The sequence below is a fragment of the Ancylobacter amanitiformis genome, from assembly GCF_030814815.1.
Taxonomy (GTDB): Bacteria; Pseudomonadota; Alphaproteobacteria; order Rhizobiales; family Xanthobacteraceae; genus Ancylobacter; species Ancylobacter amanitiformis.
Map to the genome: position 1 here is coordinate 77442 of NZ_JAUSVR010000001.1, position 21805 is coordinate 99246.

Consider the following 21805-nt stretch of genomic DNA (forward strand, 5'->3'; position numbering starts at 1 on the left):
GATTGGTTGGATAACGTGCTGGATAACCGGACATGACCCCGTCCCGCGACATTTCCCGTCTCATCGAGATCATGGCGGCGCTGCGTACGCCGGGCACTGGCTGTCCGTGGGACCTGGAACAGGACTTCGCCTCCGTCGCGCCCTACACGATCGAGGAAGCCTATGAGGTGGCGGATGCCATTGTGCGCGGTGACCTCGACGACCTGTGCGACGAGCTTGGCGATCTGCTGCTGCAGGTGGTCTTCCACGCTCGTATGGCGGAGGAGCGCGGCGCCTTCGCCTTTGGCGACGTTGTGATGGCCGTGACTTCGAAGATGATCCGCCGCCATCCGCACGTGTTCGGCGATGCGGGCGGCCGCGATGTCGCGGCGGTGAATGCCGCCTGGGACGCGATCAAGGCGGGCGAGAAGGCGGACAGGGCGGAGCGGCGGCGCCGGCGCGGGCTGCCACTGGCGCCGGAAGCGGGCCGGGTGCTGGACGATGTGGCGAGCGGGGCGCCTGCCCTCACCCGCGCGGTCAAGCTTCAGACCAAGGCCGCCAAGGTCGGCTTCGACTGGCCGCAGACGCGGATGGTGATTGACAAGATCCGCGAGGAAATCACGGAAGTGGAAGCGGAAATCGTCGCTGGTGACCAGCAGGCCGCCGCCGGCGAGGTGGGCGATCTGCTCTTCGCCATGGCCAATCTGGCGCGCCATCTCGGCGTCGACCCGGAAGCGGCACTGCGTGGCACCAACGAGAAGTTCGTGCGCCGCTTCGGCTATATCGAGGACAGGCTGGCGGAAGAGGGCCGGGCGCCCGCCGAGGCCAGCCTCGACGAGATGGAAGCACTGTGGCAGGCGGCGAAGGCCATGCCGACGCCGCCCCCTGCCCCGGAAAAATAGCGGCGCGAACGGGGGTCGCACCGCCCCGGCAGATCCGGGCTCAGGCCGTGCCGCGGGACTTGATCCGGTGCGCGCCGAAGCGCCGCTCGATATGCTCGGCCCGCTCCGGCGGCACGCGCACGGCGAGGTGCACATGGCCGTCGATGTCGTCGCGCCGCTCCAGCACCTCGGCATGGCGATAGAGCCAGCTCAGGCCCTCGCCGTCGCTCGCCTCAAGCTCGATCCGCAAGCTGATGCGCTCGCGCCCCAGACGCTGCGCGATGGCGGCGAGGAGGGTGTCCACCCCCTCCCCGGTCAACGCCGAGACCGGAATGGGCCGGTCGTCGCCCTCGCGCCGGGTCGCCGTGTTGAAGATGGCGGTGCGCGCGTCCTCGTCCAGCCGGTCGATCTTGTTCCAGACCTCGATCAGCCGGACATGGTCGTCCGGATCGATATCGAGATCGGAGAGCACATGCGCCACGTCCTGCGCCTGCGCATCGGCATCTTCATGCGACATGTCGCGCACATGCAGGATGATGTCCGCCTCGATCACCTCTTCCAGCGTGGCGCGGAAGGCGGCGACGAGCTGCGTCGGCAGATCGGAGATGAAGCCCACCGTGTCGGACAGGATCACCCTTTCGCCGGTCGGCATCTGCACGGCGCGCAAGGTGGGATCAAGCGTGGCGAAGAGCAGATCCTGCGCCATCACCTTGGCGCTGGTGAGCCGGTTGAACAGCGTCGATTTGCCGGCATTGGTGTAGCCGACCAGCGCCACCACGGGATAGGGCACCTTCTTGCGGCTGGCGCGGTGCAGCGCGCGGGTGCGCTTGACCTGCTCCAGTTCGCGCTCGATCTTCACGATGCGCTCGCCGATGAGCCGGCGGTCCGCCTCGATCTGCGTCTCGCCCGGACCACCGAGAAAGCCGAAGCCGCCGCGCTGACGCTCCAGATGCGTCCAGGAACGCACCAGTCGGCTGCGCTGGTAGTTGAGATGGGCAAGCTCGACCTGCAGCACGCCTTCCTTGGTGCGCGCCCGCTGGCCGAAAATCTCCAGAATGAGAGCAGTGCGGTCGATCACCTTGGCCGACCACGCCTTTTCAAGGTTGCGCTGCTGCACAGGGCTGAGCGGCGCGTCGACGAAGACCAGCCCCGCCTCCTCCGCCTTCACCAGATCGCCGATTTCCGCGACCTTGCCCGAGCCGAGATAGCTCGCCGGACGCACCTGCGCGAGCCCGACGATCAGGCTCGCCGCCACGTCGAGGTCGATCGCCATGGCAAGGCCGACCGCCTCGTCGAGGCGAGCCTGCGGCGTGCGGCGCACATCACCCTCTGGCGCCTTGCGCGTGAGCTGCGGCACGACCACGACGACCCGGGTGGTGTCGCCCGGGTCGTTCGCCTCGGGCGGCAGCCCGGCCGTCGAGCCGGCCGCGCGGCGCGATCCCTTGAGTTCCAAGTCAGCTCTTCTCGCCGGTCTCGTCCGGCTCGAACAGCTGGACGGGATGTCCGGGCATGATGGTCGAGATGGCGTGCTTGTAGACGAGCTGCGAATGGCCATCGCGGCGCAGCAGCACGCAGAAATTGTCGAACCAGGTCACGACACCCTGCAGCTTGACGCCGTTGACGAGGAAGATCGTGAGGGGAGTCTTGTTCTTGCGGACGTGGTTGAGAAAGGTGTCCTGGAGGTTCTGGGAACGTTCCGCGGCCATGGTCTTTTTGATCCGTTTGTTTGTTGTTGCTCGTAGTCGGCGCGGTCGTCTTCACGGCGAATCAGTCCCGTCCGGGAACCTCTCGCGATGAAAACGTGCAGCTTAAACATGGCACACCGCGCCTGTCGCGCAAGATGCTTTCGTTCGGCAAGCACTTGACCGCGCAGAGCACCGGCGCGTGCCCTCCCCCCAAAAGGGCGTCTTAACCTCTATTCTACAGACACTTACGCTCGTTCAGGGAGTGATTTCGGCAAAGCTATGGAAGTTCTCGCGCAGGGCGCGCGCAACCGCGCCGGGGCGTCCATCGCCAATGGGCAGGCCATCGATTCGCACCACCGGGGTTGCGAAATTGGTCGCCGAGGTGACAAAGGCCTCGCGCGCCGCGAGCGCCTCCGCCACGGTGAAGGCGCGCTCCTCCACCGTCAGCTGGAGCTGTTCGGCAACCTGCAGCATCACCGTTCGGGTAATGCCACGCAGGATCCCGTTATCGGCCTGCCGCGTCACCAGCCGACCCTCCGGCGTCACGATCCAGGCATTGGTTGAGCCGCCCTCGGTGATGCGCCCCTCGCGGTCGACGAACCACGCCTCGCGCGCGCCCGCCTCCTTCGCGGCCTGCTTGGCCAGCACGTTGGGCAGCAGGCCAACCGTCTTGATGTCGACGCGCTCCCAGCGATTATCGGGCGCCGTGATGACCGCGATACCCTCGCCCGCCACCGCCTCGCCCTTGGCGGGATCCACCGCGCGCGCCGTGACCACGAGGGAAGGCGGCGTTGACGGATCCGGGAAATAATGGTCGCGGCGGGCGACGCCACGCGTCACCTGCAGATAGACGAAACCGTTGCGCACCCGGTTGCGCCGGATCGTCTCGCGCAGCACCACCTTGAGCGCGGCGAGCGGCATGGGCAGCGCGATGCGTATCTCGCCGAGCGAACGCACGAGGCGCTCGACATGGCGGCGTTCGTCCACCAGATGCCCGCCGCGTATCTCGCACACCTCATACACGCCATCCGCGAACTGATAGCCGCGATCCTCGATATGCACGGCGGCCTGCGCGTGCGCCACATATTGCCCGTTGACATAGGCGATGCGCGACATGTCTCACCCGTTCTGCCCGTGGCGGCGTCAGCGCCGCCAGAATGCGAAATTGGCCAACCCCAGCACGACGAGAATTTCCAGCCGGCCGAGAATCATGGCGACCGCCAATATAATCTGCGCATAGGCCGGCAGGCTGCCCCATTCGGGCCAGGCGATCTGGCTCTGCCAGCCGATGGCGTAGACCGGGCCGGCATTGGAGAGCGCCGACACGACGCTGACCAGCGCCGCCTCGAAACTCGGCATGGCCGGCGCGATCGCCGCCGAGAGGCCGGCAATGACCGTGCAGGCGACGCCGAACATGATCCAGATCGCCTTCATCATCTGCAGCGTCACGCCCTGCTGGCCCAGCCGGCGGGTGCGCACCGCATGGGGATGAACGAGGCGCTCCAGCTCCAGGTAGCTCTGCAGGAACATGGTGCCGGCGCGGTACATCTTGATGCCGCCGGCCGTGGAAAAGCTGGCGCCGCCGATGAACACCAGCACCATCACCAGCGACAGCGGCAGGCTGGCAAAGGCGCCGCCATGCGGCTCGATGGCGGTGGTGGTGATGAGCGAAACCGCCGTGAACAACCCGTCCTCGATCGCCATCGGCACGGACAGATTCAAGCTCGGCGTGTTGTAGGCGATCGCCGCCGCGCCGATGCCGACGACCAGGCAGACCAGAAGCAGCGCGCTGTTCTCCTGCTGCCCGACCGCGAGACGCAGGCGCCGCGTCACCAGCATGCGGTGCCACAGAACGCTGGTGCCGCCGACGAGCATGAACACCATCAGCACCAGCTTGACCGCGAAATGGCCATAGGCGGCCACCCCATCGGCATCCGGCAGCAGCCCCCCGGTGGACAAGGCCGCGCCGGCAAGGCCGACGGCGTCGAAGGTTTTCACCCCCGCGAAGAACAGCAGCACCGCGCACAGCACGGTGGCGCCGAGATAGATCGGCAGCACAAGCTGCAGCGCGTCGTCCAGCGCCATGGATTCGCCCATGCCGAGCAGATTGACCCGGCTGGAGCGATCCGGCAGCCCGCCAATGCCGGCCGGCCCGAGCACTGCGACGACGCCCACCAGCGTCAGCAGCCCGCCCGCCCATTGCAACGTCAGCAGCCAGCCGAGCGTGACGCGCGGCACGCCGTCAAGTGCGTGGATCTGCACCGGGCCCGTCGTGGTGAAGGCCGACACCGCTTCCAGCCACGCCTCGACCGGACTGAGCGGCGTGGTCGCGACAATGGGAAAGGCCGCGATGATCGGCAGGCCCACCCAGAGCACCAGCAGCAGCCCGTAGGAGGACCGCCGGTCCAGCCGGACGGGGCGGCTGCGCACGGAGAGATACACCGCCCCCGCACCCGCCAGGGTGAGCAGCGCGGTCATCACGAAGACATCCGCCCCGCCCTCGTTGCGGAACAGCGCACCGAGGGCGGACAGCAGAAGCAGGCCGGCCATGATGGCGGCGGTGACGGCGCTGTGGCGGGCGACCGCAAGCATGAAGCGCCTTTCAGAAAAACTCGAGGCTGACGCGAAACAGCTGCTCGACCCGCTTCACCCGATTGGCGAGGGCGAACAACACCACGCGGTCCCGCGCGTGGATGACGGTGTCGCCGCGCGGCAGCAGAACGCGCCCACCCCGGATCACCGCGCCGATGCGCATGCCGTCGAACAGGTCGAGTTCCTTGAGCGGCTTGCCGACCAGCGGCGAGGTTTCCAGCGCCTCCGCCTCGATCACCTCCCCTGCCCCGTTCAGCAGTGAGTGCACCCCGCGGATGCGCCCCTTGCGCACATGCTGGAGGATCTTCGACACGGTGATCTGGCGCGGGTTCACATAGGCATCGATGCCCAGCCCGCGCGCAAAGGCGGGATAGTTGGGATCGTTGAGCAGCGACAGCATGCGTCGCGCGCCAAGCTCCCGCGACAGCAGGCACGACAGGATGTTGACCCGGTCGTCATTGGTGACGGCGATCATCGTGTCGGCGTCACCCACCGTCGCTTCCTCAAGAATGGCGCGGTCGAGCGCGCTGCCGCGCAGGACGACGGTCTTCGACAATTGCTGGGCGATCGCCTCGGCCCGCGCGGGGTCGGCCTCGATCAGCTTCACCCGCGCGCGCGGGTTGCGCAGCTCCAGCTCGCGGGCGACGTAGAGCCCGATATTGCCGCCACCGCCGATGACGATGCGGTGCGCCTGCGGCTCGTCATGGCCGAAGATCGACAGGGTGCGCGTCACCTGGTCGGCCTGGGCGACGAAATAGGCGGTGTCGCCGGCCAGCAGCGAATCCGTCGAGCGCGGCACGAATACCTTGCCCTTGCGGTTCACCGCCACCACCACCGCCCGCAGGTCCGGGAACAGGTCGGTCAGCTGGCGCAGCGGCGTGTCGAGCACGGGGCAATCGTCGAGGCAGACCACGCCCGCCACCACGACATTGCCGTCGGCAAAGCTGACCGTGTCGATGGCGCCCGGCAGCGACAGGCGCCGCAGCACCATCTCGCCGACCTCGACCTCGGGCGAGATGACCACATCGATCGGCAGGTGATCGCGCGAGAACAGATCACGCCAATGGCCCTGCAGATAGCTCTGCGCACGCACGCGCGCGATCTTGGTCGGCACGTCGAACAACGCGTGGCCCACCTGGCAGGCGATCATGTTCACTTCGTCATGCAGGGTGACGGCGATGAGCATGTCCGCTGCGTCCAGCCCCGCGCGCGCCAGCACATCGGGGTGCGAGCCGTGGCCGACAAAGCCGCGCACGTCGAGCGTATCGGTGATGGCCTGGATCAGTCGGGGCGAGGTGTCGATGATCGAGACGTCGTTCTGCTCGGCAGCCAGCCGCTCGGCGATGCCGAACCCCACCTGTCCCGCCCCGCAAATGACGACCTTCATGACATTCCCCACTGCACTTCCCACGAACGCCACCGGCGCCCTGGGCCTGCCCTGTCGATTCACTCTATAGCAGTTTCGTCGACGTCCGCAGACGCCGTGCGGGCCACACTATCGTGCATCGGAGGACACCGCAGTGCCGATCGACCGCCGCCGCTTCGCTCTCTCCCTGCTGTCCACCGTCACGGTGGCCGCCGCCGCCCTCGCCCCGCGCCCGGCCTGCGCCGCGGCGCCCGCCCCTGCCCCGCGCGACGCCCTCCTCGACGCGTTCGCGGCGATCGAGCGGGAGGCCGGCGGCGCCCGGCTTGGGGTCGCCGTCATCGATACGGCGAGCCGCGATGCCGCCATCGGCTACCACGCGCAGGAGCGGTTCCCGCTGCTCAGCAGCTTCAAGCTGCTGGCGGGCGCGGCAGTGCTGGCCAAGGTCGATGCGGGACAGGACAGGCTCGACCGCCGTGTGACCTATGATGCGGCCTCGCTGGTCCCCTATTCGCCGGAGACGTCGAAACATGTCGCGGAGGGCATGACGCTCGACGCCATCTGCGCCGCCGCCATCGCGCTCAGCGACAACACGGCCGGCAACCTCCAGCTCCACGCGATCGGCGGCCCGCCCGGGCTCACCGCCTTCCTGCGCGGTCTGGGCGACCCTGTGACCCGACTGGACCGCTGGGAGCCGGAGCTGAACGCCGTTGGTCCCGGCGAGGAGCGCGACACCACCACGCCCGCCGCGATGGCGCAGGACGTCGCCCGCCTCATCGCCGGCGAGGCTCTCTCGCCCGCCTCGCGCGAGCGCCTCGCCGCGTGGCTGGTGGCCAGCACGACCGGTGGCAAGCGGCTGCGCGCGGGGTTTCCGGCGCAATGGCGCATGGGCGACAAGACCGGCACCACCAAGGGCAGCGCCAATGACGTCGCCATCATCTGGCCACCCGACCGGGCGCCGATCGTCATCGCCGCCTACCTCAAGGGCTCCCCGCGCGGGCTGGCCGAAAACGACCCGCTCTTCGCCGCCATCGGCCAGGCTGTGGCGAGCTATGTGAAGGGTTAGGGCCTTTGTCGTGACGCGTTTTCCGCCCGTGCCGCAGCACGCGCCGGGCGGCTCCGGTCACGAATCAGAAAACGCCAGCAAGTCACTGAAGCCTATCGCCTTTCCTGCCGGCGACGAAACGCTTCAGGGACCGCGCCCGGGCGCGATCACCCGATGCCGAGCGCCTTGAGCTTGCGGTGCAGCGCCGAGCGCTCCATGCCGACGAACTCGGCGGTACGCGAGATATTGCCGCCGAAACGGCTGATCTGCGCCACCAGATATTCCCGCTCGAACACCTCGCGCGCGTCGCGCAGCGGCAGGCCCATCAGATGCTCGCCGCCCGCGCCGTTCGGCAGGTTGGGCACCAGCGAGCCGACATCGGGCGGCAGCATGTCGGCCGTCACCGGCGCATCGGCATCGCCGGCGGCGAGGATGAGCAGGCGCTCGATATTGTTGCGCAGCTGGCGCACATTGCCCGGCCAGTCATGCGATTGCAGCACGGCGAGCGCGTCGTCGGCGATGCGGCGGCGCGCCAGTCCGGTGGCCTGCGAAATCTGGTCGAGGAAGAATTCCACCAGTTCCGGCACGTCCTCGCGCCGCTCGGCGAGCGGAGGAACGCGGATCGGCACCACGCCGAGGCGGTGATAGAGGTCTTCGCGGAAGCGACCGTCGGCGATCTCCTTCTCCAGGTTGCGCCCGGTCGAGGAAATGATGCGCACGTCCACCGCCACGCGGGTGCCGCCGCCGACCCGCAGGAAGGTCTGGTCGACCAGCACGCGCAGGATGCGGTTCTGCGTCTCGCGCGGCATGTCGGCGATTTCGTCGATGAACAGCGTGCCGCCATGCGCCTCCTCCAGCGCGCCGACCTGCCGGCCGCTGCCATCGGTCGGCTCGACGCCGAACAGCTCGACCTCCATCCGCTCCGGCGTGATGGCGGCGGCATTGATGACCACGAACGGCCCGCTCGCCCGCGCCGAGGCGGAATGCACCATGCGCGCGGCCAGTTCCTTGCCGGAGCCGGACGGGCCGACGATCATGATGCGGCTATTGGTCGGCGCCACGCGCTCGATGGTCTGGCGCAGCTGGTTCATCACCGAGGAGCGGCCCACCAGCTGATGCGCCACCGAGGCGCGCTGCTTGAGGTCGCGCACCTCGCGCTTGAGCCGCAGCGTTTCCAGCGCCCGGTCCGCCACCAGAATGAGCCGGTCCGCATTGAACGGCTTCTCGATGAAGTCGTAGGCGCCCTGCTTGATGGCGGCCACCGCGGTCTCGACCGTGCCATGGCCGGAAATCATCACGACAGGCACTTCGGGATGCTGCTTCTTGATGACTTCCAGCAGTTGCAGCCCGTCCAGCTTCGATCGCTCGATCCAGATATCGAGGAACACGAGATGGGGCCGGCGGGCCTCGATGGCCGCCAGCGCCTCGTCGCTATCCTTGGCGGTGCGGGTGCCGTAACCCTCGTCCTCGAGAATTCCGGCCACGAGGCCGCGAATATCGGCCTCGTCGTCGACGATCAGGATGTCCGTCGCCATCAGCCTTTTCTCCTTCAGTCAGCGCGTTTGCCGGTCGCGGCATTTTCGCCGACACCGTTATTGTTGAGAGAGGCGGAGCCCCCGTCGAGCGCGAAGGTGAGGCGGATCCACGCCCCCCGCCCGCCCGGCGCGTCGAGCAGCTCGATGCCGCCGCCGTGCTCCTCCATGATCTTGCCGACAATGGCGAGGCCGAGCCCGGTGCCCTTCTCGCGCGTCGTCACATAGGGCTCCAGAAGCCGCGCCCGGTTCTCGCTCGGCAAGCCCTTGCCGTTGTCGATCACGTCGATCGTCACCAGCCGCCAGTCCGAATGCAGGTCGACGCGGATGGCGGCCGGCTCGGTGCGCTCCTCGGGCGGCACGGCGGCGATCGCCTCGGTCGCATTCTTGATGATGTTGGTCAGCGCCTGCGAGATGAGGCGGCGGTCGACGCGCGCCACCACGGGCACGTCCGGCACCTCGAAAGCGATGGCGATGTCGGGATTGCCGACCCGCATGAGGAACACCACCTGGCGCGCGATCTCGGCCACGTCCTGTGCTTCCGCCACCGGCTTGGGCATGCGCGCGAAGGAGGAGAATTCGTCCACCATCCGCCCGATATCGCCGACCTGGCGGATGATCGTGTCGGTGCACTGGTCGAACACCTCGCGATCCTCGCCGATCACCTTGCCATAGCGCCGCTTCAGCCGCTCGGCCGAGAGCTGGATCGGGGTTAGCGGATTCTTGATCTCATGGGCGATGCGCCGCGCCACATCCGCCCAGGCCGAGGTGCGCTGCGCCACCACCAGCTCGGTGATGTCGTCCAATGTCACCACCCAGCCATGATCCGCCTCGCGCGACTGCTCGGTCGTCACCCGCACGGCGATCACCCGGTCGCGCCCGTTGCGCGTCAGCGTGGTGTTGGACTGGACGCTGCGCTGGCCCGCCTGCATCGCTTCCGCCAGAAGCGGGGCGATTTCCGGAATCACCGCGCCGAGTTCTTGGCCCAGCACATCCGCCTCCGCCACGCCGAGCAGCCGCTCGGCCGGCCGGTTGATGATCGACATGCGCCCGGTCGAATCGAGGCCGATCACACCCGCTCCGACACCCGACAGCACCGCCTCGGTGAAGCGACGGCGGGTGTCGATCTGGTCGCGCGCCTGGACGAGGTCGTTGCGCTGGGTGCGCAATTCGTGCGTCATCTTGTTGAACGTCTCGGCGAGGCTCGACAGGTCGCCCTCCGAGCGGTGCACCGGCACTTCGACATAGAGATTGCCGGCGGCCACGAGATCGGCCGCGCCGATGAGCCGGCGGATCGGCGCCACCAGCCGGTTGGCGAAGTGAATGCCGAGCCACACGGCGCAGAGCAGCACGGTGAGCGAGATCACCGCATAGAGCAGCGCGAAGGCCACCTGCACGCCGAAGCGCTGCTGTTCCAGCAGGCGATAATCGGCCACCGCCGCCTGCGTCTCCTTGAGATATTCGATCACCCGCGGATCGATCGGCCGGGCGACATAGAGATAGAGCCCGTCGAAATCCTTGAGCGGGATGGCCGCGCCGACGAAATCGGCGTCGCTCGGCAGGTAGATGACGGGTTGTTCCTCGGTCGCGTCCTTCAGGGCGATGCCCGGCGGCACCACGAATTCCCGCCCGACGCGGATGGTGGCGCGATCGACCACGGACAGATCGCGCTGGATCACCATGGCGGCGGGCAGGCCGCGCACCACCGCCTGCGCGGTCATCACCTGGCGGAAGCGGCTGCGGTCCTGGTCCCAGAGCGGGCGCACGCGCTGCAGGTCGCGCGCCATGCCCATCACGTCGCCGCGGATGGAATAGGCATGCTCGCGCACATAGGTCTGCGCCACCGACACCGCATTGTCGACAATGGCCCGGGTGCGCACCGAGAACCAGCGATCGAGGCCGCGATCGAGCGTGATGCTCGCCAGCAGGGCCACCAGCAGCGCCGGCACCACCGCGACGATGCCGAACAGGCCGACAATGCGCACATGCAGCCGCGCCGCCGCCCGGCCCCGCCGCCGCGCCTTGACGATCCGCCAGACCTCGCGGCCGATGATGCCGACCAGCAGCAGCGACATCGCGCCATTGAGGCACAGCACGATGATGACCACGTCCTGCGAAGGCACCAGCGGAGTGATGCCCATCAGGATGATGAAGCTGGTCAGCGCCGTGATCAGCGCCAGCAGCACGACAAGCGGCGGCAGGCCCCAGAGCGAGAAACGAAAGCCCATGCCGCCGGCATCGGGGGCATCGTGCTGGTCACTATCGCGCGGCGACGCGTCGCTCATTCATCACCCTGCCGCCGGCCGGAAGCGGCCTGCCGAAGTGATGCAGTGCTACGACACTGGTGCAAAAATGTGACATGAATTGTCACCTCCCGGATTTTTTTCCGAAAGTCGGCCTGGTTCACCGGCTTGTGCGAATGATCTGGATGTCCAGATCGCGGATCTTCTTCCGCAGCGTGTTGCGATTGAGCCCCAGAAGTTCGGCCGCCTTGATCTGGTTGCCGCGCGTGGCCGCCAGCGCCGCCGAGAGCAGCGGATATTCCACGTCCTTGAGGATGCGGTGGTAAAGCCCCGGCGGCGGCAGGTTCTCGCCGAATCCGCCGAAATAGGTGTTGAGATGGCGCTCCACCGAGGAGGACAGCGTCTCGTCCTGCCCGGTCTCTTCCGGCGACGCCGTGGAAATCGGCGTCGACAGCTCCGCCTCGATGATCGAGGCGGTGATGATCTCCTGCGGGTAGAGCGCGGCGAGGCGGCGGACGAGGTTTTCCAGCTCGCGCACATTGCCCGGCCAGCGATAGCGCTTCAGCCGGTCGAGCGCGGCGGCGTCGATCTGCTTGCGCGGCAGGCCTTCGCGCTCCGCCTGGAGGAAGAAGTGGCGGGCAAGGTCCGGCACGTCCTCGGTGCGCTCGCGCAGCGGCGGCAGGCGCAGCGGCACCACGTTGAGGCGGAAGAACAGGTCCTCGCGGAACAGGCCCTGCTGGATGAGGATGCGCAGGTCCTTGTTGGTGGCGGCGACGATGCGCACGTCGGTCTTGATCGCGGTGCGCCCGCCCACCGTGGTGTATTCGCCCTGCTGCAGCACGCGCAGCAGGCGGGTCTGCGCCTCCATCGGCATGTCGCCGATTTCGTCGAGGAACAGCGTGCCGCCCTCGGCCTGTTCGAAGCGTCCGGCCGAGCGGGCATTCGCGCCGGTGAAGGCGCCCTTCTCATGGCCGAACAGCTCGCTCTCGATGAGGTCGCGCGGGATCGCCGCCATGTTGATGGCGACGAACGGCCCGTTGCGGCGCTTGCCGTAATCGTGCAGCGCACGCGCCACCAGCTCCTTGCCGGTGCCGCTCTCGCCGGCGATCATCACCGTGAGGTCGGTCTGCATCAGCCGCGCCAGCACGCGGTAGATATCCTGCATGGCCGGCGAGCGGCCCACCAGCGGGATATTGTCGACATCGTCGCCGCCGGCCCGGAGCGCGGCCTCCGGCTTCTTCGGCTCGGAGAGCGCGCGGCCGACAATGGCGATCAGCTCCTTCAGGTCGAAGGGCTTGGGCAGATATTCATAGGCGCCCTTCTCCGAGGCGCGGATCGCCGTCATGAAGGTGTTCTGCGCGCTCATGACGATGACCGGCAGGTCCGGGCGCACCTTCTTGATGCGGGGCAGCAGGTCGAAGGCGTTCTCGTCCGGCATCACCACATCGGTAATGACGAGATCGCCGTCGCCCTGGCTCACCCAGCGCCACAGCGTGGCGGCATTGCCGCAGGAGCGAACCTCATAGCCCGCGCGCGACAAGGCCTGATTGAGAACGGTGCGGATGGCGGCGTCGTCATCGGCAACGAGGATGCTTCCCGTCGGCATGGCGTTCTCAACTCTTCTCGTTACCGCGGGCGGCGCGGTACATGGGCATGAGGACACGGAATGTGGTGCGGCGCGGCTGGCTGTCGCATTCGATGATGCCGCCATGGTCGCCGACGATCTTGGCCACCAGCGCGAGGCCAAGGCCGGTTCCGGTGGGCTTGGTGGTGACGAAAGGGTCGAACAGGTGAGGCATCAGGTCCTCCGGCACGCCGGGGCCATTGTCCCTCACGCAGAACTCCAGCGGCAGGCTCACGCGGGCCGGCGCCCCCGGCATCATCAGCCGCACGCCGGGACGGAACGCGGTGGTCAGCTGGATTTCCCCGTCCGGTGAATCGCCGATCGCCTCGGCGGCGTTCTTCACCAGGTTGAGGAACACCTGGATGAGCTGGTCGCGATTGGCCAGAACCGGCGGCAGCGAGGGATCATATTCCTCGACGAAGCGGATATGCCGCGCGAAGCCCGAGGCGGCGAGCGTGCGCACATGCTCCAGCACGGCATGGATGTTCACCGGCTCGCGCGCCACCGGGCGCTCGTCGGAGAACACCTCCATGCGGTCGACCAGCTTGACGATGCGGTCGGCCTCGTCGGTGATCAGGCGGGTGAGCGAGCGGTCGTCGTCATTGGCGTTCAGTTCCAGCAATTGCGCGGCGCCGCGAATGCCGGAAAGCGGATTCTTGATCTCGTGCGCCAGCATGGAGGCCAGCGCCGTGACCGAGCGCGCCGCGCCGCGATGGGTGAGCTGGCGGTCCATCTTGTCGGCGATGGTGCGCTCCTGGAGCATGATCACCACATGACCGGGGGCTTCGGGCAGCGGCGCGACATGGATGTCCACCACCCGCTCGCCGCCATTGCGCGGCGTCCCGAGGTCGACGCGGTATTCATTCACCGCGGCGCCGCGCGAGCGCACCTGCTCCACCAGCGCCAGAAGCGGGCTGCCGAACGGCACGAATTCCTGCAGCCGGTGGCGCGCCAGCACCGCGAGGCTGGCCTCGAAGAACGCCTCCGCCGCGACATTGGCATCCACCAGCCGGTCATCGCCCGCCACGGTGAACACCGGGTGCGGCAGGGCGTTCATCACCGCTTCGGCGGTGGCGGCGCCAGCAGCCAGTTTCGAGGGGTCGGAAGAGGGCGCCTTCATGCCGCTTCACTCCATGCAAGGTCGTCGAAAGCGTCGCGAATGCCCTCCACGACGTGGGCGGGTACATCTCGCGTCAGTAATTGCTGACGCCAGTGGCGGGCGGCGTCGGGCGGACGGCCGGCGGTGACGCCGGCGGCGGCCAGCGCCCAGCCGATATGCTTGCGGGCGCAGCGCATGCCGAGTTCTCGCCCGTAATGGCCGAGCCAGCCCTCATAGAGTTCCAGCAACACGTCGCGCTGCTCCGCCAGTGGCGGATCGACGGGGGTCTGGCCGGTTTGCAGCCGCATCGCCACCTGGCCGGGAAACCACGGCCGCCCCTGCGCGCCGCGCCCGATCATCAGCCCGTCCGCGCCCGAGGCGGCGAGCATGGCCGGCGCATCCTGCGCGTCCACAAGGTCGCCATTGGCGAGAACCGGAATGGCCACCGCCTGCTTCACCGCGCGGATCGCCGCCCAGTCGGCCCGGCCGGTGTAGAACTGGCAGCGCGTGCGCCCGTGAATGGTGACGAGCTGCACGCCGATCGCCTCTGCCCTCCGCGCCAGTTCGGGGGCGATGAGGGCCGCGCCGTCCCAGCCGAGCCGGGTCTTCAGCGTTACCGGCACCTTCACCGCGCCGACCACGGCCTCGATGATGGCGGTGGCGAGGTCGAGGTCGCGCAGCAGTGCCGAACCGGCGAGGCCGGTCGTCACCCGCTTGGCCGGGCAGCCCATGTTGATGTCGATGATCGCGGCCCCGGCCGATTCGGCGAGCCGCGCGGCGCGCGCCATCGAGCCCGGCTGGTTGCCGGCCAGTTGCACGACGTGGAGCGCCACCCCCTCGCCTTCCGCCCGCAGCACCGTCTCCTCATGGCCGCTGGCGAGCGCATCGGACGCTACCATTTCGGACACGACAAGGCCGGCCCCATAACGCAGCGCCATGCGGCGGAACGGGGCGTCGGTGATGCCGGCCATCGGCGCGAGCACGACGCGGTTCGGCGTCGAGAGGGCCCCTATGGAGAGAGCGGCGTTGGCAGTCGCGGAGAAGATCAAGCGTTGATCACTCGATGCACACGAAATGGGCCCGATCGGCCGTGCCTACATAATAGCCACGCCGCGTGTGTCAGCAACCCTTCCAAAAGCCATATGTCAAAACTTTTGCAATCTGCCTTCGCTTTTGCGCTAAACGATCGCGCGGGGCAAGGGCGTGGCAAGGGCGGGCCGGTTGCACGGCGCCCAGCGGATAGGCGGTTTCTCATGGGTTTGCGGACGGACGTGGGTTTGCGGACGGACGTGATCGTGGTCGCGGCAGGCAGCGGCCAAAGAGCGGGCGACGGCATTCCCAAGCAATACCGGTCCATCGGCGGGCGCACCGTGCTGCGCCGCACGCTGGAAGGCTTCGCCGGTCTCGCCGGAATCCGTCACATCCTGCCGGTCATCAATCCCGAACACGCCGCGCTGTGCGCCGATTCGGCCGCCGGCCTGCCCGGAATACTGCCGCCAGTGCCGGGCGGGGCGACGCGCCAGGCCTCGGTGCGCGCGGGGATCGAGGCGCTGGCGGGCGATCCGCCGGATCTGGTGCTGATCCACGATGCCGCGCGGCCCTTCGTCTCGCCGCGCCTCGTCGCGCGCGCCATCGCGGCGGCCGAGCGGCATGGTGCGGCGGTGCCCGTGCTCGCGCTGGTCGACACGCTCAAATCCGTGCCCGAGGCTGGCTTCATCGCCAGCGGGCCGGACCGCGATGCCCTGCGCAGCGTGCAAACGCCGCAGGCCTTCCGCTACGCGCTGATTCGCGACGCCCACCGCCTTCAGGCGCACAGCGCCCACCTCACCGACGATGCCGCGGTGGCGGAAGCCGCCGGCCACCGCGTTGCCGCCTTCCCCGGCGACCCCGCCAATGTGAAGCTCACCACGCCCGAGGATTTCGTGACCGCCGAACGCAACGCCGCCGCCGATCTCCTCGATATACGCACCGCCACCGGCTTCGACGTGCACGCCTTCGCGCCCGGCGACCATGTCATGCTGGGCGGCGTGCGCATTCCCCACGGCTTCGGCCTGTCCGGCCATTCCGATGCCGACGTGGTGCTGCATGCGCTGACCGACGCGCTGCTCGGCACCATCGGCAGCGGCGATATCGGCCACCATTTCCCGCCCTCCGATCCGCAATGGAAGGGCGCCGCCTCCGACCAGTTTCTCGCCCACGCCGCGCGGCTGGTGCGCGATGCCGGCGGGCGCATCGCGCATCTCGATGCCACGGTCATCTGCGAGGCGCCCAAGATCGGCCCGCACCGCGAAGCGATGCGCGAGGCGATCGCCGCCATTGCCGGGATCTCGCTGGCCCGCGTGAGCGTCAAGGCGACCACCAGCGAGCAGCTAGGCTTCACCGGCCGCCGCGAGGGCATCGCGGCGCTGGCGGCAGCCACGGTGCGGTTGCCCTGGATCGACTGATCGGCGAGGATGGCGGCATGATTGCACCCTCCGATGCGCTGGATCTGCAGGCCATCCGCGTGCTGGACCTGTGCCGCGCCCGCAGCCTCACGATTGCCACCGCCGAATCCTGCACCGGCGGCCTCGTTGCCGGCATTCTCACCGACATTGCCGGCTCGTCCGATGTGCTCGACCGCGGGTTCGTCACCTATTCCAACCAGGCCAAGGTCGAGATGCTCGGCGTCAGCCCGTCGACGCTGGCCGTCCACGGCGCGGTGAGCGAGGAAACCGCGCGCGAAATGGTGCGCGGGCTGCTGCGGGCCGCCCGCACCTCGCTCGGTGTCTCCGTCACCGGTATTGCCGGCCCGGGCGGCGGCTCGCCCGCCAAGCCGGTGGGGCTCGTGCATTTCGCGGCGGGCACGGCGGGGGGAAAAATCCTCGTGCGGCGCGAAGTCTTCGCGGACCAGGACCGCGCCGGCGTGCGCCGCCTCTCCGTGCTTACCGCGCTCGCCATGCTGGCGGAACTGGCCGCTCAGGAACCGCTGACGCCCTGAGGGCCATAGACCTGATCCGCACGCGCCTCGAACGCATCGGAAAAACGGCGGAAGGCGGCATCGAACATCGCGCCCATCAAGAGGCCGAGCGTGCGCGAGCGGAATTCATAGGAGATGAAGAACTCCACCTCGCATCCGCCCCCCTCGACCGGCCGGAAGGTCCAGCGGTTTTCCAGCCGGCTGAACGGGCCGTCGAGATATTCCACCGTGATGGCGAGGCGCGGACGATCGAGCGAGACGCGGCTGGTGAAGCTCTCGCGAAACACTTTGTAGGCCACGCTCATGTCGGCGACGAGGATGTCCACCCCCTCCCCGCTCGCCACGCGCCGGCGCACATGCAGGCTCTCGCACAGCGGCACGAATTCGGGATAGCGCTCGACATCGGCGACCAGGGCGAACATGTCGGCCGCCGAGTGGCGGACGCGCCGCTTGTTGCGGAAGGAGGGCATCGTTCAGACGCTGACGGTGGAGCCGAGCTTGGCCGCACGCGCCGCGCGCAGCCGAGCGAAATCCTCGCCGGCATGATGCGAGGATCGCGTCAGCGGGCTCGACGAGACCATGAGGAAGCCCTTGGCATAGGCGATGGTCTCATAGGACTTGAAGTCTTCCGGCGTCACGAAACCCATGACCGGATGATGCTTGCGGGTCGGCTGCAGGTACTGGCCGATGGTCATGAAATCGATCTCGGCGGAGCGCAGATCGTCCATCAGCTGCAGCACCTCGTTGCGCACCTCGCCGAGGCCGACCATGATGCCGGACTTGGTGAAGATGGACGGGTCCAGTTCCTTCACTCGCTGCAGCAGCCGCAGCGAATGGAAGTAGCGCGCGCCGGGCCGCACCTTCAGGTAGAGCGAGGGCACGCATTCCAGATTGTGGTTGAACACGTCCGGCCGCGCCGCGACCACCACTTCCAGCGCCCCGTCCTTGCGCAGGAAATCGGGCGTGAGAATCTCGATGGTCGTTTTCGGGCTGGTGGCGCGGATGGCGCGGATGGTGCGGGCGAAATGCTCGGCGCCGCCATCGGCCAGATCATCACGGTCGACCGAGGTGACGACGACATGCTCCAGCCCGAGCTTGGCCACCGCATCCGCCACCTTCTGCGGCTCGTCCATGTCGAGAGGGCCCGGCAGGCCGGTGCGCACATTGCAGAAGGCGCAGGCCCGCGTGCAGGTGTCGCCCATGATCATGAAAGTGGCGTGCTTCTTCTGCCAGCACTCGCCGATATTCGGGCAGCTCGCCTCCTCGCACACGGTGACGAGGCCGTTGGCGCGGACAATATCCGCGGTCTGCTGCCAGCCGGGCGTGCCGGGCGCGCGCACGCGGATCCAGTCCGGCTTCTTCAGCGCCGGGGTTTCCACCCGGTTCACCTTTTCCGGGTGACGGGGCTTTTCGAGCGCGCGATTGAGCGTGTTGAGAACCGTGACCATAGACGACCTTCCGGACGACGCGGTTTCCGGTGCGACACGCACCGGAAACGACCGCCCATTCCTAGTCCAGCCCGGCCCCGGCGTCGACCGCCTCCGGCGCAGGGCGCCCCTGCGGCAAGAGCTTCCGGGGCAGCGGCTTCCGGGGCAGCCTGCGGGGTATCAACGCCGGAACAGGCCCAGCAGGAAAAGCAGCACCACCGCGCCCACCGACGAAACGATCAGGCTGCCGATCCAGCCCGCCTGCACATTGATGCCGAGCGTGGAGAACAGCGCGGCGCCGAGAAACGAGCCGATCAGGCCGACAACCAGATTGGTGAGGAGCCCATGGCTGCGCCCCAAGGTCTTCTCCGCGATCCACCCGGCCAGGATGCCGATGATGATCGCTCCAAAAATGCCGACGCCCGTCATTCCCAAACTCCCGATGCCGCCCCTCAATGTGGCGGGCAGCTCTGCAATCGGCAAGGTCACCGTCAGCGCCGGACGGCAATAGAGAGGCAGGCGGCGCGGTCTCCCGCCCCGCCTGCCGGCGTTCACATGTGGATGGCGCGCCCATAGGCCGCGAGCACGCTCTCATGCATGGTCTCGGACACCGTCGGATGGGGGAAGACCGCGTTGATCAGTTCTTCCTCGGTGGTCTCCAGGTTCATCGCCAGCACGAAGCCCTGGATCATCTCGGTCACTTCCGCACCCACCAGATGGGCGCCGAGCAACTGGCCCGTCTTGGCATCGAAGATGGTCTTTACCAGACCCTCGGATTCGCCCAGCGCGACGGCCTTGCCGTTGCCGATGAAGGGGAAGCGGCCGACCTTGATCTCGTAGCCGGCTTCCTTTGCCCGCTTCTCGGTGAGGCCGACGGACGCCACCTGCGGCATGCAATAGGTGCAGCCGGGAACCATCAGCTTGTCCATCGGGTGGGCGTGCCCACCGGCGATGGCCTCGGCGGCGATGACGCCCTCATGCTCGGCCTTGTGCGCCAGCATGGGCGGGCCGGCGACGTCGCCGATGGCCCAAAGGCCCGGCACATTGGTGCGGCACAGCCCGTCGATCACCACGCAGCCGCGATCGGTCTTCACGCCGAGCGCCTCGAGGCCGAGATTCTCGATATTGCCGACCACGCCCACCGCGGAAATCAGCCGATCCGCCGTCAGGGTCTGCACCTTGCCGTCCGCCGTCTCGACGGTGGCGGTGACGTTGTCCGCGCCCTTCACGACCTTCGACACCTTGGCGCCGGTGAGGATCTTGATGCCCTGCTTCTCGAACCGCTTCCGCGCGTGCGCGGCGATCTCCTCGTCCTCGACGGGGAGGATCTGCGGCAGTAGTTCGACGATGGTCACATCCGAGCCCATCGCCTTGTAAAACGAGGCGAATTCGACGCCGATGGCGCCCGAGCCCATGATCAGCAGTGACTTCGGCACGCTGGCCGGGGCCAGCGCCTCGAAATAGGTCCAGATCAGCTTTTTGTCGGGCTCGATACCCGGCAGCGCGCGCGGACGGGCACCCGTGGCGATGACGATGTTCTTGGCGGTGTAGTCGCCGGCCGCCAGCGCGCCCTTGGGCGCCGGCTCGGCGGAGGACGCGACCGAGACCTTGCCGGGAGCGGTGAGCGTCGCCTGCCCCCAGATCACGTCGACCTTGTTCTTCTTGAGCAGGAAGCCGACGCCATTGCTCATCTGCGCCGCGATGCCGCGCGAGCGCTTGACCACGCCGGCAATGTCGACGCCGGTCTTCTCGGCGACGAGCCCGTAATCCTTGGCGTGCTCGATATAGTGGAAGATCTCGGCCGAGCGCAGTAGCGCCTTGGCCGGGATGCAGCCCCAGTTCGGGCAGATGCCGCCGACATATTGCCGCTCGATGACGCCGACCTTGAGCCCGAGCTGGGCGGCGCGGATGGCCCCGACATAGCCGCCGGGGCCCGAGCCGATGAAGAGAACGTCGTAGTTATTCGCCATGATCGTTCCTCAAACCAGCATCGACATCGGCTTTTCGATGATCCGCTTGAAGGCGCCGATGAGCTGCGCGCCCATGGCGCCGTCCATCACGCGATGGTCGCAGGAAATGGTGACGGTCATCACCGTCGCCACCGCAAGCTCGCCCTTCTTCACCACCGCCCGCTGCTCGCTGGCACCGACCGCCAGGATCGTCGCATGCGGAGGATTGATGATCGCGGTGAAGTCCTTGATTCCAAACATGCCGAGATTCGAAATCGCCGAGGAACCGCCCTGGTATTCGTTCGGCGCCAGCTTCTTGTTGCGGGCGCGAATCGCCAGGTCGCGGGTCTCGTTGGAGATCGCCGACAGCGTCTTGGTCTCGGCCTTGCGGATGATCGGCGTCAACAGACCCTTGCCGCCATCGATCGCCACCGCGACGCCGATGTCGGAATGCTTCAGCTTGAGGTAGCGGTCGCCACCCCACACCATGTTGGCATCCGGCACCTGCTGGAAGGCGAGCGCATAGGCCTTGATGACGAAGTCGTTGACCGAGAGCTTGTAGCCCGGCTTGCCGTCCTTCTCGGGCGCGGACTTGTTCAGCTCCTCGCGAAGCTTCAGCAGCGCGTCCACGTCGCAATCGACCGTGAGGTAGAAGGTCGGCACGGTCTGCCGCGCCTCGGTCATGCGCTGGGCGATGACGCGGCGCATGCCGTCGAGCGGGATCTCCTCGTAGGTGCCGGGCTCGTAATAGGCCTTGGCCAGTTCGAGCACCGCGGCATTCGAGGGCGCGGCGGCGGCCGGGGCCGGGGCCGGGGCCGGCGCGGGGGCCCGGGCGGCGGGCGCGGGGACAGCGGCTGCGGCTGCGGCCGGCTTGGCGGCGCCGGGCGTCGCGCCGGCGATGTCGGCGGCGACCACGCGGCCATGCGGGCCGGAGCCCTTCACATCCGCGAGTTCGACACCCTTCTCCTTCGCGAGGCGACGCGCGAGCGGCGAAGCGAACACGCGGCCGCCGGGCGTCTTGCCATTGCCGTGATCGTAGCCGCCGGATGCGGCGACGGGAGCCGGAGCGACATCCGGCGTCGCCGTCGCGGGCTCGGCAGCCTTCGGCACCTCAGCCGCGGCTTCCGCCTTGGCGGGCGCCGCGCCGGAGCCGGCGGCAACCGCCTTGACGTCCTCGCCCTCGGTGGCGAGCACGGCGATAAGCTGGTTCACCGGCACGTCGGCGGTGCCTTCCGGCACCAGGATCTTCGCCAGCGTGCCCTCGTCGATGGCCTCGACTTCCATCGTGGCCTTGTCGGTCTCGATCTCGGCAATGACGTCGCCGGGGGCGACCTTGTCACCCTCCTTCTTCAGCCATTTGGCGAGGTTGCCCTTCTCCATGGTGGGAGACAGGGCCGGCATCAGGATTTCGACGGACATGGCGCTTCTCC

Annotated in this window: 19 protein-coding genes; 4 read left to right on the top strand and 15 right to left on the bottom strand. The window is 68.1% G+C overall.

Features of this window, described 5'->3' with window-relative positions; genetic code table 11:
- Window positions 1–32 precede the first annotated feature (32 nt).
- Entirely contained in the window at window positions 33–881 is an 849-nt protein-coding gene (mazG, locus tag QOZ99_RS00330) for a nucleoside triphosphate pyrophosphohydrolase (protein WP_306887873.1), read from the top strand.
- Window positions 882–921: 40 nt separating this feature from the next.
- On the opposite strand, the gene hflX is transcribed toward mazG, so the two are convergent.
- The 5 genes from hflX to trkA form a co-directional block, all read right to left on the bottom strand.
- The gene (gene hflX / locus QOZ99_RS00335) at window positions 922–2313 is read right to left on the bottom strand and encodes a GTPase HflX (protein WP_306887874.1); all 1392 of its coding nucleotides are present in this window, start codon (window positions 2311–2313) and stop codon (window positions 922–924) included.
- A 1-nt stretch (window position 2314) separates the two neighbouring features.
- The gene (hfq, locus tag QOZ99_RS00340) at window positions 2315–2566 is read right to left on the bottom strand and encodes an RNA chaperone Hfq (RefSeq protein WP_183189493.1); all 252 of its coding nucleotides are present in this window, start codon (window positions 2564–2566) and stop codon (window positions 2315–2317) included.
- Between the two features lie 234 nt (window positions 2567–2800).
- Entirely contained in the window at window positions 2801–3661 is an 861-nt protein-coding gene (locus QOZ99_RS00345) for a D-amino-acid transaminase (RefSeq protein WP_306887875.1), read from the bottom strand.
- Window positions 3662–3688: 27 nt separating this feature from the next.
- Window positions 3689–5137 (bottom strand): TrkH family potassium uptake protein, encoded by a 1449-nt coding sequence (locus QOZ99_RS00350; protein ID WP_306887876.1) that lies wholly within the window; start codon window positions 5135–5137, stop codon window positions 3689–3691.
- Window positions 5138–5147: 10 nt separating this feature from the next.
- Window positions 5148–6524: a Trk system potassium transporter TrkA gene (gene trkA, locus QOZ99_RS00355; protein WP_183189496.1), complete on the bottom strand. Its 1377-nt coding sequence runs from the start codon at window positions 6522–6524 to the stop codon at window positions 5148–5150.
- 139 nt (window positions 6525–6663) lie between these two features.
- Here trkA and bla point away from each other — a divergent pair, with 139 nt between their 5' ends.
- On the top strand, window positions 6664–7566 hold the full coding sequence (gene bla / locus QOZ99_RS00360) for a class A beta-lactamase (RefSeq protein ID WP_503128545.1): 903 nt from the start codon (window positions 6664–6666) through the stop codon (window positions 7564–7566).
- Between the two features lie 146 nt (window positions 7567–7712).
- On the opposite strand, the gene ntrX is transcribed toward bla, so the two are convergent.
- The 5 genes from ntrX to dusB all read right to left on the bottom strand — a co-directional run bounded on the left by ntrX (window position 7713) and on the right by dusB (window position 15092).
- Entirely contained in the window at window positions 7713–9080 is a 1368-nt protein-coding gene (gene ntrX, locus QOZ99_RS00365) for a nitrogen assimilation response regulator NtrX (protein ID WP_183189497.1), read from the bottom strand.
- Between the two features lie 14 nt (window positions 9081–9094).
- Window positions 9095–11362 (bottom strand): sensor histidine kinase NtrY-like, encoded by a 2268-nt coding sequence (locus tag QOZ99_RS00370; protein ID WP_306887878.1) that lies wholly within the window; start codon window positions 11360–11362, stop codon window positions 9095–9097.
- A gap of 118 nt (window positions 11363–11480) precedes the next feature.
- Window positions 11481–12926, bottom strand: a complete 1446-nt coding sequence (gene ntrC, locus QOZ99_RS00375; RefSeq protein ID WP_183189499.1) for a nitrogen regulation protein NR(I) — start codon at window positions 12924–12926, stop codon at window positions 11481–11483.
- Window positions 12927–12933: 7 nt separating this feature from the next.
- Entirely contained in the window at window positions 12934–14064 is a 1131-nt protein-coding gene (locus tag QOZ99_RS00380) for a two-component system sensor histidine kinase NtrB (protein WP_306887880.1), read from the bottom strand.
- Window positions 14061–15092: a tRNA dihydrouridine synthase DusB gene (dusB, locus tag QOZ99_RS00385; RefSeq protein ID WP_306887881.1), complete on the bottom strand. Its 1032-nt coding sequence runs from the start codon at window positions 15090–15092 to the stop codon at window positions 14061–14063. The genes QOZ99_RS00380 and dusB overlap by 4 nt, the downstream gene beginning before the upstream one ends.
- 204 nt (window positions 15093–15296) lie before the next feature.
- On the opposite strand from dusB, the gene QOZ99_RS00390 reads away from it, so the two are divergent.
- A complete protein-coding gene (locus QOZ99_RS00390; RefSeq protein WP_306887882.1) occupies window positions 15297–16487 on the top strand; it encodes a bifunctional 2-C-methyl-D-erythritol 4-phosphate cytidylyltransferase/2-C-methyl-D-erythritol 2,4-cyclodiphosphate synthase in 1191 nt (396 codons plus the stop codon).
- A 17-nt stretch (window positions 16488–16504) separates the two neighbouring features.
- A complete protein-coding gene (locus tag QOZ99_RS00395) occupies window positions 16505–17020 on the top strand; it encodes a CinA family protein (RefSeq protein WP_306887883.1) in 516 nt (171 codons plus the stop codon).
- Here the strand turns inward: QOZ99_RS00395 and QOZ99_RS00400 are convergent.
- The 5 genes from QOZ99_RS00400 to QOZ99_RS00420 all read right to left on the bottom strand — a co-directional run bounded on the left by QOZ99_RS00400 (window position 16999) and on the right by QOZ99_RS00420 (window position 21794).
- Window positions 16999–17469 (bottom strand): type II toxin-antitoxin system RatA family toxin, encoded by a 471-nt coding sequence (locus QOZ99_RS00400; protein ID WP_306887884.1) that lies wholly within the window; start codon window positions 17467–17469, stop codon window positions 16999–17001. The genes QOZ99_RS00395 and QOZ99_RS00400 overlap by 22 nt on opposite strands.
- 3 nt (window positions 17470–17472) lie before the next feature.
- Entirely contained in the window at window positions 17473–18447 is a 975-nt protein-coding gene (gene lipA / locus QOZ99_RS00405; RefSeq protein WP_306887885.1) for a lipoyl synthase, read from the bottom strand.
- Between the two features lie 159 nt (window positions 18448–18606).
- Entirely contained in the window at window positions 18607–18915 is a 309-nt protein-coding gene (locus QOZ99_RS00410) for a GlsB/YeaQ/YmgE family stress response membrane protein (protein WP_306887886.1), read from the bottom strand.
- A gap of 62 nt (window positions 18916–18977) precedes the next feature.
- Window positions 18978–20396 (bottom strand): dihydrolipoyl dehydrogenase, encoded by a 1419-nt coding sequence (lpdA, locus tag QOZ99_RS00415; protein ID WP_306887887.1) that lies wholly within the window; start codon window positions 20394–20396, stop codon window positions 18978–18980.
- Between the two features lie 9 nt (window positions 20397–20405).
- Window positions 20406–21794, bottom strand: coding sequence for a pyruvate dehydrogenase complex dihydrolipoamide acetyltransferase (locus QOZ99_RS00420; protein WP_306887888.1), 1389 nt, complete (start codon window positions 21792–21794; stop codon window positions 20406–20408).
- Between the last annotated feature and the right edge of the window lie 11 nt (window positions 21795–21805).

What these genes read in the sequence shown, in the direction of transcription:
- mazG (WP_306887873.1), top strand. Translation starts at nt 33, where the DNA reads ATGACCCCGTCCCGCGACATTTCCCGTCTCATCGAGATCATGGCGGCG.
- hfq (WP_183189493.1), bottom strand. Translation starts at nt 2,566, where the DNA reads ATGGCCGCGGAACGTTCCCAGAACCTCCAGGACACCTTTCTCAACCAC.
- QOZ99_RS00345 (WP_306887875.1), bottom strand. Translation starts at nt 3,661, where the DNA reads ATGTCGCGCATCGCCTATGTCAACGGGCAATATGTGGCGCACGCGCAG.
- QOZ99_RS00350 (WP_306887876.1), bottom strand. Translation starts at nt 5,137, where the DNA reads ATGCTTGCGGTCGCCCGCCACAGCGCCGTCACCGCCGCCATCATGGCC.
- trkA (WP_183189496.1), bottom strand. Translation starts at nt 6,524, where the DNA reads ATGAAGGTCGTCATTTGCGGGGCGGGACAGGTGGGGTTCGGCATCGCC.
- ntrX (WP_183189497.1), bottom strand. Translation starts at nt 9,080, where the DNA reads ATGGCGACGGACATCCTGATCGTCGACGACGAGGCCGATATTCGCGGC.
- QOZ99_RS00370 (WP_306887878.1), bottom strand. Translation starts at nt 11,362, where the DNA reads ATGAGCGACGCGTCGCCGCGCGATAGTGACCAGCACGATGCCCCCGAT.
- ntrC (WP_183189499.1), bottom strand. Translation starts at nt 12,926, where the DNA reads ATGCCGACGGGAAGCATCCTCGTTGCCGATGACGACGCCGCCATCCGC.
- QOZ99_RS00380 (WP_306887880.1), bottom strand. Translation starts at nt 14,064, where the DNA reads ATGAAGGCGCCCTCTTCCGACCCCTCGAAACTGGCTGCTGGCGCCGCC.
- QOZ99_RS00390 (WP_306887882.1), top strand. Translation starts at nt 15,297, where the DNA reads ATGGGTTTGCGGACGGACGTGGGTTTGCGGACGGACGTGATCGTGGTC.
- QOZ99_RS00395 (WP_306887883.1), top strand. Translation starts at nt 16,505, where the DNA reads ATGATTGCACCCTCCGATGCGCTGGATCTGCAGGCCATCCGCGTGCTG.
- QOZ99_RS00400 (WP_306887884.1), bottom strand. Translation starts at nt 17,469, where the DNA reads ATGCCCTCCTTCCGCAACAAGCGGCGCGTCCGCCACTCGGCGGCCGAC.
- lipA (WP_306887885.1), bottom strand. Translation starts at nt 18,447, where the DNA reads ATGGTCACGGTTCTCAACACGCTCAATCGCGCGCTCGAAAAGCCCCGT.
- lpdA (WP_306887887.1), bottom strand. Translation starts at nt 20,396, where the DNA reads ATGGCGAATAACTACGACGTTCTCTTCATCGGCTCGGGCCCCGGCGGC.
- QOZ99_RS00420 (WP_306887888.1), bottom strand. Translation starts at nt 21,794, where the DNA reads ATGTCCGTCGAAATCCTGATGCCGGCCCTGTCTCCCACCATGGAGAAG.